This is a genomic window from Microbulbifer harenosus (assembly GCF_005771435.1).
Lineage (GTDB): Bacteria > Pseudomonadota > Gammaproteobacteria > Pseudomonadales > Cellvibrionaceae > Microbulbifer > Microbulbifer harenosus.
Genome location: NZ_VANI01000011.1, coordinates 81466 through 98183, shown reverse-complemented (window position 1 = coordinate 98183; position 16718 = coordinate 81466). Strand labels below are relative to the sequence as shown.

Annotated in this window: 10 protein-coding genes; 6 read left to right on the top strand and 4 right to left on the bottom strand. The window is 58.7% G+C overall.

Annotation, left to right across the window (positions count from 1 at the left end; genetic code table 11):
* The first annotated feature begins 116 nt into the window (after positions 1-116).
* Entirely contained in the window at positions 117-920 is an 804-nt protein-coding gene (locus FDY93_RS11255; RefSeq protein ID WP_138235846.1) for an inositol monophosphatase family protein, read from the top strand.
* Between the two features lie 40 nt (positions 921-960).
* Here FDY93_RS11255 and FDY93_RS11250 read toward each other — a convergent pair whose 3' ends face one another.
* Both FDY93_RS11250 and FDY93_RS11245 read right to left on the bottom strand, forming a co-directional pair.
* On the bottom strand, positions 961-4404 hold the full coding sequence (locus FDY93_RS11250) for an EAL domain-containing protein (protein ID WP_138235845.1): 3444 nt from the start codon (positions 4402-4404) through the stop codon (positions 961-963).
* 117 nt (positions 4405-4521) lie between these two features.
* A complete protein-coding gene (locus tag FDY93_RS11245; protein WP_246068551.1) occupies positions 4522-6540 on the bottom strand; it encodes a hybrid sensor histidine kinase/response regulator in 2019 nt (672 codons plus the stop codon).
* Between the two features lie 535 nt (positions 6541-7075).
* Here FDY93_RS11245 and FDY93_RS11240 point away from each other — a divergent pair.
* From FDY93_RS11240 to nagX, 5 genes are all read left to right on the top strand, one after another.
* Positions 7076-8218, top strand: a complete 1143-nt coding sequence (locus FDY93_RS11240) for a fatty acid desaturase (protein ID WP_138235844.1) — start codon at positions 7076-7078, stop codon at positions 8216-8218.
* Positions 8219-8435: 217 nt separating this feature from the next.
* Positions 8436-8894: a hypothetical protein gene (locus tag FDY93_RS11235; RefSeq protein ID WP_138235843.1), complete on the top strand. Its 459-nt coding sequence runs from the start codon at positions 8436-8438 to the stop codon at positions 8892-8894.
* Between the two features lie 261 nt (positions 8895-9155).
* Complete coding sequence (locus FDY93_RS11230; RefSeq protein WP_138235842.1) at positions 9156-12263, top strand: chitinase C-terminal domain-containing protein; 3108 nt, start codon at positions 9156-9158, stop codon at positions 12261-12263.
* 197 nt (positions 12264-12460) lie between these two features.
* Complete coding sequence (locus FDY93_RS11225; protein WP_138235841.1) at positions 12461-13456, top strand: glycoside hydrolase family 16 protein; 996 nt, start codon at positions 12461-12463, stop codon at positions 13454-13456.
* A 93-nt stretch (positions 13457-13549) separates the two neighbouring features.
* Entirely contained in the window at positions 13550-14647 is a 1098-nt protein-coding gene (nagX, locus tag FDY93_RS11220; RefSeq protein ID WP_138235840.1) for a transmembrane glucosamine N-acetyltransferase NagX, read from the top strand.
* 391 nt (positions 14648-15038) lie between these two features.
* Here nagX and mutT read toward each other — a convergent pair whose 3' ends face one another.
* Together mutT and argJ are read right to left on the bottom strand one after the other, a co-directional pair.
* Positions 15039-15467: an 8-oxo-dGTP diphosphatase MutT gene (gene mutT / locus FDY93_RS11215; RefSeq protein ID WP_138235839.1), complete on the bottom strand. Its 429-nt coding sequence runs from the start codon at positions 15465-15467 to the stop codon at positions 15039-15041.
* Positions 15467-16666, bottom strand: a complete 1200-nt coding sequence (gene argJ / locus FDY93_RS11210) for a bifunctional glutamate N-acetyltransferase/amino-acid acetyltransferase ArgJ (protein WP_138235838.1) — start codon at positions 16664-16666, stop codon at positions 15467-15469. The genes mutT and argJ overlap by 1 nt, the downstream gene beginning before the upstream one ends.
* Between the last annotated feature and the right edge of the window lie 52 nt (positions 16667-16718).

Here is a 16718-nt window from a genome sequence, read left to right as displayed (position 1 = left end):
GTGTTACAAAACGGGCGCGGAGTGTAGCAAAATTGCACAGAAATCCCTACAATCGCGCCCGCCCGGCAAGCCCGGTGCTGCTTTTTTAGAATCCACTAACTGATCGCGGAATTCCTATGGAACCCATGCTGAATATTGCCCTGCGCGCGGCGCGCAAGGCCGGTGAACTGATTGAACGTGCCTGGGAGCGCGGCGACCTGATGAAGTTTGAAGAGAAAGGTCGCAACGATTACGTGACAGAAGTGGACAAGGCCAGCGAACAGGAAATCATCTACCATCTGCGCAAGGCCTTCCCCAAACACAGTATTCGCGGTGAGGAGAGCGGCCTGCAGGAGGGCGCTGAGCCGGAGTACGAGTGGATCATCGACCCGCTGGACGGCACCACCAACTTTATCCACGGCTGCCCGCACTTCGCCATTTCCATTGCCTGCCGCTACCGCGGCCAGATCGAGCACGCGGTCGTGCTGGATCCGATCAAGCGCGAAGAATTTACCGCGAGTCGCGGTCGCGGCGCCGCACTCAATGGCCGTCGCATCCGCGTATCCAGCCGCCAGGGGTTAAACGGTGCGCTGATTGGCACCGGTATCCCATTCAATGGTCACGCGCTGGATAACATCGACCCTTACCTCGCGGCCCTGAAAGAAATTGCCGGTCAGACCGCCGGCATCCGCCGCCCCGGAGCCGCCGCGCTGGACCTGGCCTATGTGGCCGCGGGCCGCTTCGACGGCTTCTGGGAAATGTACCTGAACACCTGGGATATCGCCGCGGGTTCGCTGCTGGTAAAAGAAGCCGGCGGCCTGATCAGCGACTTCCGCGGTGGCAACGATTACCTGGACAGCGGCAATCTGGTGTGCGCCACCCCTAAAACCTTCAAGCCGCTACTGCAGATCGTGGGCAAGCACCTGGGCAAGATCCGCTAGTAATCTACCGCACACCTGTACTGAACCGGCCCCGGCCGGTTCAGCTCCCCAGCTCAAGCCTGACGACTTCCCCATACTCGCTGACATCACACTCCGCAGCGCTCTCCGCCAGCAAATCTTCAAGCGGCAGTGGCCGCCCGATGTAATAGCCCTGCAGCAGATCCACTCCGATTTTGTTGAGCCTTTCCGCGGTGGCTGCGTCTTCCACATATTCGGCAATGGTGCGCGCCTTCAGGCGGTGCGCAACCTGGTTGATGGACTCGACGATCATCAGGTCGACAAAATTCGATTCCACCTGCCTTACGAAACTGCCATCGATCTTGATGTAATCAATGGCAAATGCTTTCAGGTAGTTGAAGGAACTCAGGCCATTGCCAAAATCATCCAGCGCCACCTTGCAGCCCATTTCCCGCAGAGTGGCAACAAACCGGCTGGCGCTCTCCATCTGGTTGACCATCGCGGTTTCAGTAATTTCGATCCCCAGGCGGTCAAACGGCAGTGCGGAATCCTTCAGTAGGGCAAACAGGCTCTGCTGGAAAGTGCTGTCTCCGATGGCTTCGGCAGACAGATTCATGGCAAAACTCAGGCCGCTCCGCGCAACGGCAGCTACCTGCTCGCGCAGGAACGTATTCATCACCCAGCTGTCCACTTGCAGCATCAGTCCGTAGCGTTCCGCCGCAGGGATAAACGCGCCGGGGGGAATCAGGCTGCCGTCGGCCTCTACCATACGCACCAGCAGTTCGTAATGACTGATTCTTTCGGGATCGACGGCACTGGCAATGGGCTGCGCGAACAGGCGCAGACGGTTCTCATCCAGTGCTTCGCGAATGCGCGACGCCATTTGGATTTCGCGGTGCTGATCCGCCGCGGCGCTGCTGTCAGTCTCGTACAACATCACCACGCCGCGCCCGGCGTGTTTTGCGGAATAACAAGCCACATCCGCCTGGCTCATCAGATCGGCAATCTGGCTGTTATCGCGGCGGATTTCGGTTACGCCCACACTGGCGCCCACATCGAAAATACGACCGCCCCAGGGGAAACGCAGCGCGACGATTTTCCGTACCAGTTGTTCACAGCGCCGCCGCGCCTGCTCTTTGTTGCAATCGCGCAGCAGAATGCCGAACTCGTCGCCGCCGAGACGCGCCACGCTGTCGTTCTCCCGCAACTCGCCGCGCAGAAATCGCGCCACATTGCGCAGCAGTGCATCACCCGCCTGATGCCCGGCACTGTCATTGATGACCTTGAAGCGGTCGAGATCCATATACGCGAGCACATGCACCGTTTCGGTATTGCGTACGCTGGCGACCGCATCCATCAGATCCCGCTTGAACGATTCGCGATTGGGCAGGCGGGTGAGATCATCGTGGCTCGCCTTGTAGCGCAGCTGCCGGATCAACTCGCGGGTTTCGGTCACGTCCTGGAACACCAGCACCGCACCGAGCAGCTGTCCGCCTCCAGTGCGCATGGGCGATGCGGAACATTTCACGTCGTAGCTGTTGCCGTGCCGGTTATGCAGCACCGTACCCTCGGAGGAGAACACCGGCATCACGCTGCTGAGGCACTCGGTAACGGGGCAGGAAACCGGTTCGCCGTCACGGCCGTTGGCCATCTGCAGCACCGCGCTGACGGTCTTGCCCTTCACTTCTCCCAGCGGCCATCCGGTGAGCTGCTCTGCCACCGGGTTCATGAAGGTGATCTGTTGCAGTGGATCGGTCGCAATCACCGCGTCGGCGATGGCATTCAGGGTAACCTGCAAATGTTCTTTTTCCTCCTCCAGCGAGCGCGCCATATTTTTGTTGTCGGTGATATCCCGCAGCACACCGATAAGGCGCAGCGGTTCGCCACCTTCACCGGATTCCATGACGTGAGCAACCTCGTGAATCCAGCGCGCAGAACCTGAATCCGTGCGCACCCGGTACTGACAGTCGATATCCCGAGCGAGCCCGCTAAAATGCTCGCGCTGAGCCTGCAACAGCCGCTGGCGGTCTTCAGGGTTGACCCGGTCAATCCAGTCCTGGCGGCTGGTCAGATGCGCGGCCTCAATTCCCACACCACTGCTGAGCCACTCCGAGAAAAAGGTTTTGCCGCTAGTGAGATCCCAGTCGTACACAACCTGACCGGTAACCGTAAGGGAAAATTTCCAGCGCTCCTCGGCCTTTGCCAACTGGGTCTCGCTGTGTTTTCTCCAGTCGATGTCTTCCACCTGCACCACGGCATATAGCGGCTCATTGCGTGCGCCGCGGGCGAGACTGCAGGACCAATGGCCCCAGATTCGCTCGCCACTCTTGCGTAGGAAGCGCCACTCGGCGTCCTGCACGAATCCCAACTGAACATCAATCAGCGGATTGTGCAGGCCAGTCCCGTTCAGGCTGGCCGCAGAATCCGCGAAGCAGACTACTTCGCGAATACTGAGCCCGCGCAACTCCACTTCCGAATAGCCGATAAAACGACAGAAACTTGGGTTGGCCTGGAGGATGCGATTGTCCAGCGACACCAGCAGCATTCCGATCCGGGAAGACCCCATAGCCGCGCGAAAGCTGCTCTCCACCTCAATAATCCGCTGGCTTCGCTTGCGTTCGATACCAGAGGTAACCGCCATTACGTAGGCCGGCACCAATCCCACATACAACGGCAGAAAATCCAGGATATTGCGCGCGTTGCGCAATTTTTCCGGCAACCATTGCGGACCATTGATCAATAGCATCAGTAGCATCAATGCCGCAGAGAAGATCACCAGCAGTGCCTGCGGCAAGTCCAGGCGGGCGGCCGCCCATATCAGCGGAAGCGTGATGAATACGAACGGATCCGGAAATACCAACAGCAGTAACAGGATGCTGACCAGAGCGCCCACCCCCACCGACAGCAGACGAAGATCAGCGCGGGCAAACGAAGCCCTGGCGCTGGGCTCACTGGTAAGCAGATGGATCAGTGGCAGAAACATGCAGATGCCGATGGCATCTGCGAGATACCAGAGCAGGAACACCTCTCCAAACGGCAAACTGCGGAAATAAGCTGCAACGCCGGCGCCGATACTCGCCCCGACCACCGTCGAAAGAAAAGCACCAAAAAAAATGAACCTGATCCAGCGCCACAGACTACCGAAGAAATCGCCATCCGCGCAGAAGTAACGCAGCATGCCGGCAGCGACCGCCACCTCGGCGACACCGGCCAGGGAGTACAGAGGTGCAATGAACAGTTCCAATCCGCTGGCCAGCGCCGCCAGCAGATTTCCGCTGAAAGTCGCGGCCAGCAGCAACGGCCAGGTGCGTGCTTCATGCCGATACAGCGCAGCAATGGCGAGTGCATCCGCCAGCCAAATAATGGCGACGCCATCGCTGAAGGAAAGGAAATTTTTGCAAAAATAGGCCAGACAAAAGCTGCCCGCCAACAGTAGCAGCGCCTGGCTCAGCAACATTTCCCGCCGACGAGTGGTCACCGCTGCGCGGCCGGCCTTCAGATTTTCACTTGCGTCGTGAAGGGACATCGAGCACAACTTCCTGTTGAAACTTTGTTTTTATTGTCTGGCAGGCTCAGCCCGATGTGATCGCTGATGCCCTGATTTCTTTTTCCAACACAAGTTATCCAGCACAAACCGCTGGTTTCACCTGCTCTCCTGATCCGCAGCGCCTCCGGTATCCCTGGATGCAAGGCTGTAGCGCAGCCCTTCAGACAGCGACGCCAGATCGTAGGAAGTGGGCACACACACGTCTACATGCCGGCAGCGCTGATCGACAATACCGAGTAGCGGTATATGCGCGGTGGCGCTGTCGCCGCGGATAATGGCAGCGAAGTCCTGCAGGGAAACCCCCGGCAGGTCGCCGTCCAGCAGAATAACATCCGGGCGGACAGTGCGCGCCGCGAAGATACCCTTCATGGCGTCCGTGGCGATCTGGACTTCCACCTGGTGCACCGAGGCCAACACTGACCGCATGCGGCTGGCTGCAGAAGTCCTGCCGGCGACATACAGCACCCGGCAGCTCGGCAGCATCCGTGCGTAATCCGGACGCGCCGCCATCTGCAATACTTCATGAGGGGCGTCGTTCATCATGAATTCGATCCAGAATACCGAGCCCTGCCCCTCTTCGCTGTCAAAACCGATGCGCCCCCCCATGGCTTCCGTCAGCTGCCGGGCAATGGCGAGCCCCACACCGGTGCCCTCGATTTTTCCGCGCTCGGCACCGAGACGGTTGAAAGGCTCGAACACCTGCGCCTGTTTGTCGGCGGCGATACCGCACCCCGTGTCCAATACACTGAGCCGCAACCACCCTTCTGCCTGGGGCGCAAAACTGATTACGACCCGCCCGTTCTCCCGGTTGTACTTAATGGCGTTGCCCATCAGGTTTAACACCACCTGCTTGAAGCGCACGCGATCCGCCAGGATATAGGCGCGCTCCCAGCCCAGCGCCTCAAAGGTAAGGCTCACCTTGCGGGTCTCTGCCAGCGGCTCCAACAACTGGCGACAATCCGCCACCAGCGAGGCCGGTTGTATCGGTTCAATAGACGGTGCCAGGCGGCTGCTGTCGATGCGCGCCAGGTCCAGTACGTCCCCCACCAGGTGCAGCATGTGCTGCCCCGCCTTGCGGATTTCTCCCAGACGCAATCGCTGGTCAGGATTCAAGCTCTGATCCAGCTCCACCATCTGACTGTAACCGAGAATGGCGTTCAGCGGTGTGCGCAGCTCGTGGCTGAGGCTGGAGATCAGGGTATTGCGCTCGCTGTTTTCCTGCTTGAGCCGACGCAGCTCCTCTTCCAATCGGAGTTGCTTTTTCTTGCCCGCGGTGATGTCCTGCAGCGTACCGACTACCCGGATCGGTTGCCCCCCACTGCTGCATTGAACATTGCCCCGGCAGCGCACCCAGACGACTCCGCCCTCCCGGTGCCGCAGGCGAAACTCTATGTCCAGTGGCAATTGCTCGCGCACATTGTCTTCCATCGCCTGCTTTACTTCGGGGTAGTCGTCCGGCTGCATGTGGGTCTTCCAGCGCGCCAGCGCCGTGCGCGCATCCGAGTCTTCCGGGCCTCGCGTGTAACCCAACATGCGCCAGCAGGCGGCATCGAGAACCACTTCGTCCACGCGCAGATCCCATTCCCACAGGCCATCGCCAACGGCATCCAGCGCACATTGAATGCGCTCGCCGGAAAAATACGAGAGAGAGCGGGGAGAAAAAGACTCGCTGTAATCGGTACAGCCGCCCAGAAAGAAGCGCTCACCTGCGGAGTCGGTAAAGGCGCGGCCCCACAACCGCAACCAGAGCGGCTGCCCGTTGTGAGCAAATGCGCGGATGGTGGTATCAACAAAATTGCCCTGCAGGCAGAGGCGATGGCGCAACGACTGCAGGCTGTCGCGGTCATCTGAGTGCACCAGCGCCAGATCCCCGGTCCAGACGCCGGCAAGCGCGGCCTCCGGGTCCCGGTGCAGCTGCAACCATAGATTACCCGTGGCCCGCTGCACGCCACTGGCCGGGTGCCACTCCCATACACCGCGAGTGGCACTTAACAGCAGGTCGTGCAGGTACTGCACCTGTGTAAGCGCCTGCGCTGGCGGTAACCCTTCAAGCTCGCCGGGGGTGGCAAGGTTCAGGCCGACCGCTGTGGGTTGTGGAGGTACTGGGTTCGACACCGTGTTGCCGTCGGGCTCGTACTGTGGAATTTGGATTCCGCTGAAACGGCGGACTATTGAGCAAGTGAATCACTTATCGGCGGATAAAAAAAGGCCCCGCAGTGCGGGGCCCAAAATAGCGATGATGAGAGAAAACGGGAAGTCACGCATTATTTCGTATGCCATAACCCGTGATGGATTCCCGGAGCGCAGGCCAAGTGGCCTACACACTAGATAAAGCAATTGGTGTGCCAACTTTTTAAAAAACAGTGAAAACCTGTTCCAACGGCCGTTTGCGAACAAATATTATCCAACTCAATCTGGCTGATGCTGATAGCATTTTGCTAATTGGGGCGTTGTTACGAAAAAATGACAGCGCTTGACCCAAATCGGAACGCAAAATTCCTTTTTTGCACCAAAAGCGCGCACAAACCATTCATTTGGACATTAACTGACTAACTATTCTCAAAATTTATCACCTGGTCCTCTCCGAAAGGTGTTCGTACGGGGTATCTGGGGTAGCATCTGCGCTGTTGGCTCTAACAAGGTTGTAACTATGAATGCTGTTCCCGAAGCTCCCCGCATCTGGCTGACTACGATTCTGTTTGCCAGTACCGCGCTCGCGGCCCTGGTACTGGTTCCGCTGTACGGTGTCCTGGTGGGCTATCACTGGTACCAGTGGCTGGCGTTTGCCGTTCTGGGCGCCTTTTGCGGATTTTCCATTACCGCGGGCTATCACCGCCTCTGGTCTCACCGCACTTATGAAGCGCATTGGTCGCTGCGTCTGTTCTACGCCTTGTTCGGCGCCGCCGCGCTGCAGAACAGCGCCCTGATCTGGTGTTCCGGACACCGCCGCCACCACCGTCACTGCGACGACAACGATCAGGACCCCTACTCCGCCAAGCGCGGTTTCTGGTTCTCCCATATTGGCTGGATGTTGCGTGAATACCCCAGCGGCGAGGTGGATTTCGACAACGCCAAGGATCTTCAGCGGGATAAGATCGTAATGTGGCAGCACAACCACTATGTCCCGATCACCGTGGCGATGAACGTTGGCGTGCCTCTGGTCCTGGGACTGCTGACCGGCGACGTGCTGGGCATGATGCTGTTGGCGGGCGTGTTGCGTATTGTGGTCAATCACCACACTACGTTCTTCATTAATTCTCTGGCGCATATCTGGGGCCGCCGCCCCTACACCGACGAGAACACCGCCCGCGACAACGACCTGCTGGCGTTTTTCACCTTCGGCGAGGGTTACCACAACTACCACCATATTTTTCAAACCGACTACCGCAATGGCATTCGCTGGTACCAGTGGGATCCCACCAAGTGGCTGATCAAAACCGCCAGCTGGCTGGGGCTGGCGCGCAATCTGAAAACCGTGCCGGCGATGCGCATCCAGCGCGCCATGCTGTCCATGCAGTTCAAACGCGCCGAGCAGAAGCTGGAGAACTCCAAGCACAAAGAGAGCTGGAGAGAGCTGCTGGAACGCGAAGCACAGGATTTTTCCGCGGCTCTCGCCGAGTGGAAGGAACTGCAGCAGCAGCGCTACGAAAACGCCCGCGAGCGCTTAGTGAGCAAGTGGGAGAACGCAGCTATCCGCACCCGGGTAAAAGAGCTGGAATACAGCCTCAAAATGCAGCGCAAGCGCCTGCAGATCATGATGGAGCAGTTCCATCTGGCGCCTGCGGCAGCGTAAGGGATGTCCAATCCTGAAATAACAAAGCGGCTCAAGGGCCGCTTTTTTTATACCTGTAATAAATAGCGGAACTGGAATCCCTCCCTGATGGAAGAGTTGAACGCCGCCGGATATGCACTATAAACATAAGAAGAGGCAGCAGGAGACACACAATTCTTGCCCCCGATGCATCTACCGGCAAAAACATAATGAAATCAATCACCCAGAAGGCGCAGCGATGAAGACGTTCAAACAGGCCCACGAGATTCTCAAGAACGCCCAGAAGTTCCATCTGGATATGGCCGGTGTTTACCAACAGTTGCTGGTGAGTGCCCAGGACAACCGCACCCAGCTGCTGTTGAAGCACCTGCACGAGCACGAGTTGCGCATGGCCAACAACCTGAAGAACTACGGCGCGGTCGCCCAGCAGAAGGTGATGCAGACCTGGCTCCAGTACACCCATGAGGAGAACGCCGGCGACCTGGTGAAAAACCAATATCTGAGCGACAAACCCAGCATCGAGGAAATCAACCAACTGGGACAGGAAGTCGACCGCTATTTTTCCGATCTGTACCACGCCGTTTACGGCTCCATCGAGTCGGCAGAGGTCAAGGAGGTGTTTGAAAACCTCAAACATATTCAGGACAAGGAGCGGATCACTCTGTCCATGGCCACTAACTCTCTATGGGATATGTAGTCCCACCGCAATAAGGCCCCTGGCCAGATACAAGTTCCATACGCGAACACTAACGGGCGCGGTCTGTGTGATCAAACACCCAATATCCGAAGGAAATTGGCGAAACTGGCGCACAAAATTCTGAATATGACGGCTTTGTGAAATCGCGGTATTGCTTTTCCCCGCGTGTCATTGCTATTTTTGACAGCGATGTCATTTCGCGGTGCGTTTGTTGAAGCGCCGTACACCAATAAAAATAATCTTCCGCAAGGTGCACATTACATGATCAACAACAAGCTCCGGCTCGGTCTCGTGACCGCCGCCATGCTCGCTGCGGGACACTGCTTTGCCGCCGTGGACTGCTCCGGCCTTCCCGTATGGCAAGCCGGCGCCTCCTATTCCGGAGGCGCCGAAGTCCAGTACAACAACAACACCTACAGGGCCAACTGGTGGACCCAGAACCAGAATCCGGAACAGTACTCTGGCCAATACCAGGAGTGGACGCTGCTCGGCTCCTGCGAGGGCGACGTAGACCCGCAGCTGCCCCCCGAGGGCTCGATTTCCGCCCCCCTGAACGGATCTGTCTTGACCCAAAATGACAGCGTTATCATATCCGTCTCCGCCAGCGACCCCGACGGCCACGTCACCACCGTAGAGTTCTTCGTCAACGGCAGCCTGATTGCAACCGATACCTCGGCTCCCTGGGAGTCTTCGTGGACCGTCGCTGCCGCCGGCCCCGCGACATTCACCGCGCGTATCGTCGACAACGACAACCTTTCCGTCACCACAGCACCGGTGTCCATCACCGTGGACGAAGACGTGGTCGTGGGCCCGGTTGCGCCCTCTATCAGCCTCACGTCCCCGGCGAATGGCTCCAGCCATACCACCGGCACCAGTCTCACCATCAGTGCCAATGCCACAGACAGCGACGGCAGCGTGAGCAAAGTGGAGTTCTTCGTGGACGGCGACCTGATCGCCACCGATACCAGTGCGCCTTACAGCACCCAGTGGGTTGCCACACTCGGCGACCACACCGTGACCGCCGTCGCCACCGACAACGACGAGCTTACCGCCAGCGCCGGCGCGGATATCGAGGTTAGCGACGAGCCGGTTGTGATCGGCGAACATCCCTGCCGCCCTGACGGGCTCTACACCACCCCGGGTACCGCGCCCAACTACTGCGACATCTACGACGCCGATGGCCGCGAAGATATGGGTGCCGATCACCCGCGCCGTATCATCGGCTACTTCACCAGCTGGCGTAACGGCGCCAACGGCCAGCCCAGCTACCTGGTGAAAGACATTCCCTGGGGCAAGATCACCCACATCAACTACGCCTTCGCCCATGTGGGCAGCGACTACTCCGTGTCGGTGGGCAACACCAGTGATCCGGGCAACCCCGCCACCGGTATGGAATGGCCGGGTATTGCCGGCGCGGAAACCGACCCGGATTACGCGTACAAAGGCCACTTCAATCAGCTGTCCAAATTCAAGGAACAGTATCCGGAGGTGAAAACCCTGGTGTCCGTGGGTGGCTGGGCCGAAACCGGTGGCCACTTCAATGAGAACGGCGACCGCGTGGCCGACGGCGGTTTCTATACCATGACCACCAATGCCGACGGCAGCATCAATCACGCGGGCATCGAGGCCTTCGCCAACTCCTCCGTCGACTTCATCCGCCAGTACGGATTCGACGGTGTGGATATCGACTACGAATACCCCACCTCCATGAATGACGCCGGCAACCCGCTGGACTTCGGCATCGCCAACTCGTTGCGCGGCGGCCTGATGGCGTCCTATGTGGAACTGATGCGGGTGCTGCGGGAAAAACTGGATGCAGCGGGCGAAGCAGACGGCACCCACTACCTGCTGACCATCGCTTCCCCCTCCTCCGGTTACCTGCTGCGCGGCATGGAAACCATGCAGATCACCCAGTACCTGGATTACGTCAACATCATGACCTACGACCTGCACGGGGCGTGGAATGAATATGTGGGCCACAACTCCGCATTGTTCGACAACGGCAACGACCCGGAACTGGCGGCGGCAAGCGTGTACAGCACATCCCAGTACGGCGGTATCGGTTACCTGAATATCGACTGGGCGGTGAAGTACTTCCGCGGCTCCATGCCCGCCGGCCGTATCAATGTAGGTATCCCCTACTACACCCGCGGCTGGCAGGGTGTGAGCGGCGGCACCAGCGGACTCGGTGGCTCCGCGGCACTGCCTGCGCAGTCCCAGTGTCCGGAAGGCACCGGCGGCTCCGCCAAGTGCGGCAACGGCGCCATCGGCATCGACAACATGTGGCACGACAAAAACAGCGTCGGCGACGAAATGGGGGCCGGCTCCAACCCCATGTGGCACGCCATGAACCTGCAACAGGGCATTCTCGGCAGTTATCTGGGTGACTACGGACTGGACCCGGCCAACGACCCGGACGACGCCCTCGTGGGCACTTACGTGCGCAACTACGACAGCGTCTCCGAGGCTCCCTGGCTGTGGAATGCGCAGAAGAGCGTGTTCATCTCCACCGAAGACGAAGAGTCCATGGACGCAAAGGTGCAGTATGTCATCGACCAGGGTGTGGGCGGCATCATGTTCTGGGAACTGGCCGGCGACTACGACTGGGATGCGGCGAAAGGCGAGTACTTCATGGGTGACACCCTTACCACCCTGGCTTACGACAAGTTCGCCGGCGCGAGTAAATACCGCCACCTGCGCAGCGACCGCGCGGTGCCTGCAGAAGCGCTGAATATCGGCATCGAGATCACCGGCTTCAAGCTGGGCGACCAGAACTACCCGCTGAATCCGAAGCTGGTCATCACCAACAATACCGGCGGCACCCTCCCCGGCGGCACCATATTCGAGTTTGATATGCCCACTTCCACCTCCAATATCATCACCGACCAGAGCGGTGCGGGACTGGAGGTAGTTGAGGATGGTGCCAATGCCGGCGGTGGCAACGTGGGTGGGCTGGAAAATGAGTTCCACCGCGTGCGCCTCAGTCTCCCGGCCTGGCAGAACCTGGCGGACGGCGACAGCTGGGACCTGACGCTGAACTACTATCTCCCGGTTTCCGGTCCGCAGGCTTACACCGCCACGGTCAACGGCAGCACTTACGCGCTGGCGTTTGAGCACCCGGAACTGCCTCTGGCGGAGCTCGGTGGTGGTGACGGCGGCAGCTCCAGTGGCGGTAGCTCGGGCGGTGGCCAGAGCTGTGCCAGCGGCGCTACCTCCGGGCTGGTCACCTATCCCGAGTGGCCTCGCGGTGACCACGCCGCCGGCGGTGACCAGATCATCCACAACGGCAGTGTGTTCAAGGCCAATTGGTGGACCCAGTCGGTACCCGGTACCGCCGACGGTAGCTGGTCTTTCGTCTGTTCAATCTGACATTGAAAAACAAATTCATCGGCCGGCGACGCAGCGCCGGTCCCCTCTCTCACAGGATGGGTAGCAGTAATTTTTAAAATTCTCTCTGCGTTGTGACCAATAGGAAACTCCTGTACAGGAAATGCTCCTATCTTCGCCCCGGTTTCGATCGGGGCTTTTTTCATTTAGTGAAGTGGTAAAAACAAAAGGAAATCCCCATGAAATGTTTTTCTTCTCCTCGCACCAGTTACCTCGCCGCGGCCATCAGCGCGCTTGTGTTGGGTGGCTGTGGTGATAGCGGTAATGGCCGCGATGTGGCCACTGCCACAGAAGAGGCGAATGGACATCTGGAAAACGTCGTGCTGCAGACAGCGGAGACAAAGATATTTTTTGACGATTTTTCTTACCAGTCACTAGAGGAAATGAGCAAAAACCAGTGGAAGGCCCGCACTGAAACCGGTCACCCCGGCGTAAGCGGCGCGCGCTGGTCCGGCGACGGCATCAGTTTTCTGACAGATGCGGAGAACCCGGGCAATACCCTGCTGCGCATGACCTCCTCTACCGATGGCAGTGGTGAAAACACCAACCACACGCAGTTCTGCCACCAGCGCAAGTACCTCGCTGGCACCTACGCCGCGCGAGTATTCTTCCGCGATGAACCGACCTCCGGACCGGATGGCGACCAGATCATCGAGACTTTCTATACCATCAGCCCGCTAAAAGCAGACATGGACCCGGACTACAGCGAGATGGATTTTGAATACCTCGCCAATGGGGGCTGGGGCGAGCCCGATAACGCACTCTTCGCCACCAGTTGGGAAACCTTCAAACTGGATCCGTTCGTAAAGGACAACGAACACTCCACCAAGCCCGGCAGTTTTGCCGGCTGGCACACACTGGTGCTACAGGCAGGAGACAACAAACTCCGCTATTTCGTTGACGGCGTACCGTTCGCCGAGCACAGTGAACGCGTGTTCCCGGAAGAGCCGATGTCGATCAACTTCAACCTGTGGTTCACCCAGGAGGGGCTGATCGACTCCAGTGAGCTCCGTAGTTACCAGCAGGAAGTGGACTGGGTCTACCACATTGCTGATCAGGTCCTGAGCCCGGAGCAGGTCGAGGAAGAAGTCCGCCGTCTGCGCTCGGGGCAAGTTGCATTTACCGATACGGTGCCGGACTGGAACCCGAAACTGGAATCTCCCTGCGGGCTCTGATATTTCAAAAATGTATACACCACTCGCGGAGCGGCCACAGCCGCGCCGCGTTTTCTCATTTTTTAACGTTGACTGAATTCAGAAGTAGTAATCATGGTCAGTAAAAAACAACGACTCGCTTCGGTAGACGTCCTGCGTGGCTTCGATATGTTTTGGATCATCGGCGGCGAGGCACTGTTCCTGCCGCTGTTCGCTCTTACGGGTTGGTCCATTTTCCATTTCGCTCACGGGCAGATGCAGCATAGCGTCTGGCACGGATTCAGCTTTTACGACCTGATTTTCCCGCTATTCATTTTCCTCTCTGGCGTTACCCTCGGTCTCGCCAACAAATCCCTGAGCGGCCTGCCTCTGGCACAGCGAGCACCGGTTTACCGCAAGGCGGTTAGGCGTCTGGTCCTGTTGATTCTGCTGGGCGTGGTTTACAACCATGGCTGGGGTACAGGCATTCCCGCCGATCTCGGTGAAATACGCTATGCCAGTGTGCTGGCGCGGATCGGTTTCGCGTGGTTTTTTGCGGCGATGATCGTGTGGCATTTTGGCGTGCGCACACAGTATGGGATTGCCGCGGGTATTCTCGCAGGCTACTGGCTGCTGCAAGCCAGCGCCGGCGATTTCACTCCGGGGGGCTCTGTAAATGCGTGGGTAGACCAGCACTTTTTACCGGGCATCACCTATCAACACCGTGCCTACGATCCGGAAGGTTTGCTTTCCACCATTCCGGCCGTGGTGAACGCCCTGTTCGGGGTGTTTGCCGGCCGCTGGCTGGCTAAGCACGCAGGGGATCACATTGCGATCCTCAAGGGGCTGTTTGTCGGTGCGGTGATCTGCCTTGTTGCGGGCTTCCTGTGGCACTGGGTGTACCCGGTCAATAAGGAGCTGTGGACCAGTTCTTTTGTGCTGATCACCTGCGGCTGCAGCCTGTTACTGCTGGGAATTTTTTACCTTGTTGTGGATATGTGGCACTGGAAAACCTTCACCTACGTTTTCTCGGTGATCGGCTGCAATGCCATTCTGGTGTATCTCGGTACCAGTCTGGTGAACTGGCAGTACAGCAGTAAGAGTCTGTTTGGGGGGATTGCCGCTGCCCTTTCCGAGCCTGCTGGTGCACTGACACTTGCTGTCGGAGTGATTCTGCTGCAGTGGCTGGTACTGCGCTTTCTCTACAAGCGTGGGATTTTTATCAGTCCCTGAACGTTCTTTGGGGTCCAGTGGTCCCGCTTAGTTAGGCCGGTGGCGGCGGAGCGCCGGGGATTCGTTTTCAAAACCGGGCTAGGCGCCCCCCTTCAATACATCCCTGTACGCTGCGTCGGCGACGTCCGTGTCGCCGACGCTTTTGAAAACAAATCCCCGGCACTCCGCCTTAAATTCAATTTCTGAGCTCTGTTCGGACAGCGATCAACCGTTTCCTGATATCTACGAAGTGGATACTTTGACACGAAGGCAAAGTGCTGGGTGCGGGTTTTCAGGAGCGTCGCAAACAGGATGTTTGCGCCGCAGCGCCCAGGGATGGGTTCACAGCGGTCCTGAAAACCCGCACCCTGTGCTTTGCCGCCACCGGACTAGCTTAAGAAGAAATGAATACCTACAAAGTGCAGAACTTTCCGAGCCATCGTTGCACCGCAACCACGATCGGCTGATTTGCATCCGGAAATTCGTAATCGGCGAGATCAGAAGCCGTGACCCAGGCCAGTGCCTGCCCCTCAACACCCCGCGCTTCACCGGAAAATTCCGTCACACACCAGGTATCGAGAAACACCTGCTTGTCACCGTAGTCATGGCGCACCTCGATGAGTTTCTCCATCGCCAGCACGCCAATATCCAGCTCCTCACGCAACTCCCGCGTCATTGCCTGCTGGATCGACTCACCGTCTTCCACCTTGCCACCGGGAAATTCCCAGCGCCCGCCCATATGCAAATGGTCCGGGCGCTTCGCCAGCAGAATGCGCCCGTCACCGCCGATGATTACACCCACGGCAACATGTACACATTTCTTCAGGCCAGCCTCCGCCATCAGGTGCGGTACTCCGCGTTAATGGTTACATACTCGTGGGAGAAGTCGCAGGTCCAGATATGTTCAGATACGTCTCCACGCTGCAGATCCACGGTAATGGTGAAATCCGACCGCTGGAAAATCTGCCCCCCCTGCTCCTCCGTGTACCCTTCTGCGCGACCACCGGCATCCACGATCTGCACATCGTCCAGGAACACGTTGACCTTCCCGGTGTCCAGATTTTCCACTCCCGCATTGCCAATTGCCATTACCAGCCGCCCCCAGTTGGGATCAGAGGCGTACATGGCTGTCTTAACCAGCGGCGATTCGCCGATCTCGAACGCCACACGCAGCGCTTCTTCCGAACTCGCAGCGTTCTTCACCTGCACGGTCACGAACTTCGTCGCACCCTCGCCGTCGCGCACGATGGCCTGGGCCAGTTCAATATGCACCTCGACAATAGCAGCCTTCAGGCGCGCGTAGGCGTCGCTGTGGGTATCGCCGATCACTTCGCCAGTGGCGCCGCTGGCGATCAGTACGCAGGCGTCGTTGGTGGAGGTATCGCCATCAATACTGATACGGTTGAAGGATTGCGCTACCGCCTCTTTGACCAACTGGTCCAGCATTGGCTGCGGGATAGCCGCGTCGGTCGCTACGTAAGCCAGCATGGTGGCCATGTTCGGCTGGATCATGCCGGCACCCTTGGCGATGCCGACGATGGAAATGGTCTCACCGGCGATTTCCAGGGTGCGGCTCGCGGTTTTCGGGCGGGTGTCGGTGGTCATGATGGCGCGCGACGCCATTTCCCAGCCATCGGCTTTCAGGCCGCCGGCAGCGGCGGGCAGTGCGTCGAGAATTTTCTGCACTGGCAGGTGCTCGCCGATCACGCCGGTGCTGAACGGCAGTACCTGTGCCGCGTCGATACCGAGTACAGCGGCCACCCCCTCACAGCACTGCTGCGCGTTCTGCAGGCCGCGCTCGCCGGTGGCCGCGTTGGCGTTGCCGGCATTGACCAATAGGGCGCGGATATTGCCGCGTCGGATATGCTCTTTCGCCACCAGCACCGGTGCCGCGCAGAAGGCGTTCTTGGTGAACGTCGCGGAGACGCTGGCGCCTTCGGCGATTTCGATCAACAGGACGTCGTCGCGCTGCCAGTTTTTGATGTTGGCGGGAACGGCGGAAAGACGGACACCGGGAATCTGTGGAAGTGGCTGCGCCATGATCGTTGGCCTTGTGAGTTGAACAAACGGGGCGGAATTATATAAACGGGAT

Coding starts and splice junctions, on each gene's coding strand:
- FDY93_RS11225 (WP_138235841.1), top strand. CDS start 12,461: ATGAAATGTTTTTCTTCTCCTCGCACCAGTTACCTCGCCGCGGCCATC.
- FDY93_RS11250 (WP_138235845.1), bottom strand. CDS start 4,404: ATGTCCCTTCACGACGCAAGTGAAAATCTGAAGGCCGGCCGCGCAGCG.
- argJ (WP_138235838.1), bottom strand. CDS start 16,666: ATGGCGCAGCCACTTCCACAGATTCCCGGTGTCCGTCTTTCCGCCGTT.
- FDY93_RS11230 (WP_138235842.1), top strand. CDS start 9,156: ATGATCAACAACAAGCTCCGGCTCGGTCTCGTGACCGCCGCCATGCTC.
- mutT (WP_138235839.1), bottom strand. CDS start 15,467: ATGGCGGAGGCTGGCCTGAAGAAATGTGTACATGTTGCCGTGGGTGTA.
- nagX (WP_138235840.1), top strand. CDS start 13,550: ATGGTCAGTAAAAAACAACGACTCGCTTCGGTAGACGTCCTGCGTGGC.
- FDY93_RS11240 (WP_138235844.1), top strand. CDS start 7,076: ATGAATGCTGTTCCCGAAGCTCCCCGCATCTGGCTGACTACGATTCTG.
- FDY93_RS11235 (WP_138235843.1), top strand. CDS start 8,436: ATGAAGACGTTCAAACAGGCCCACGAGATTCTCAAGAACGCCCAGAAG.
- FDY93_RS11255 (WP_138235846.1), top strand. CDS start 117: ATGGAACCCATGCTGAATATTGCCCTGCGCGCGGCGCGCAAGGCCGGT.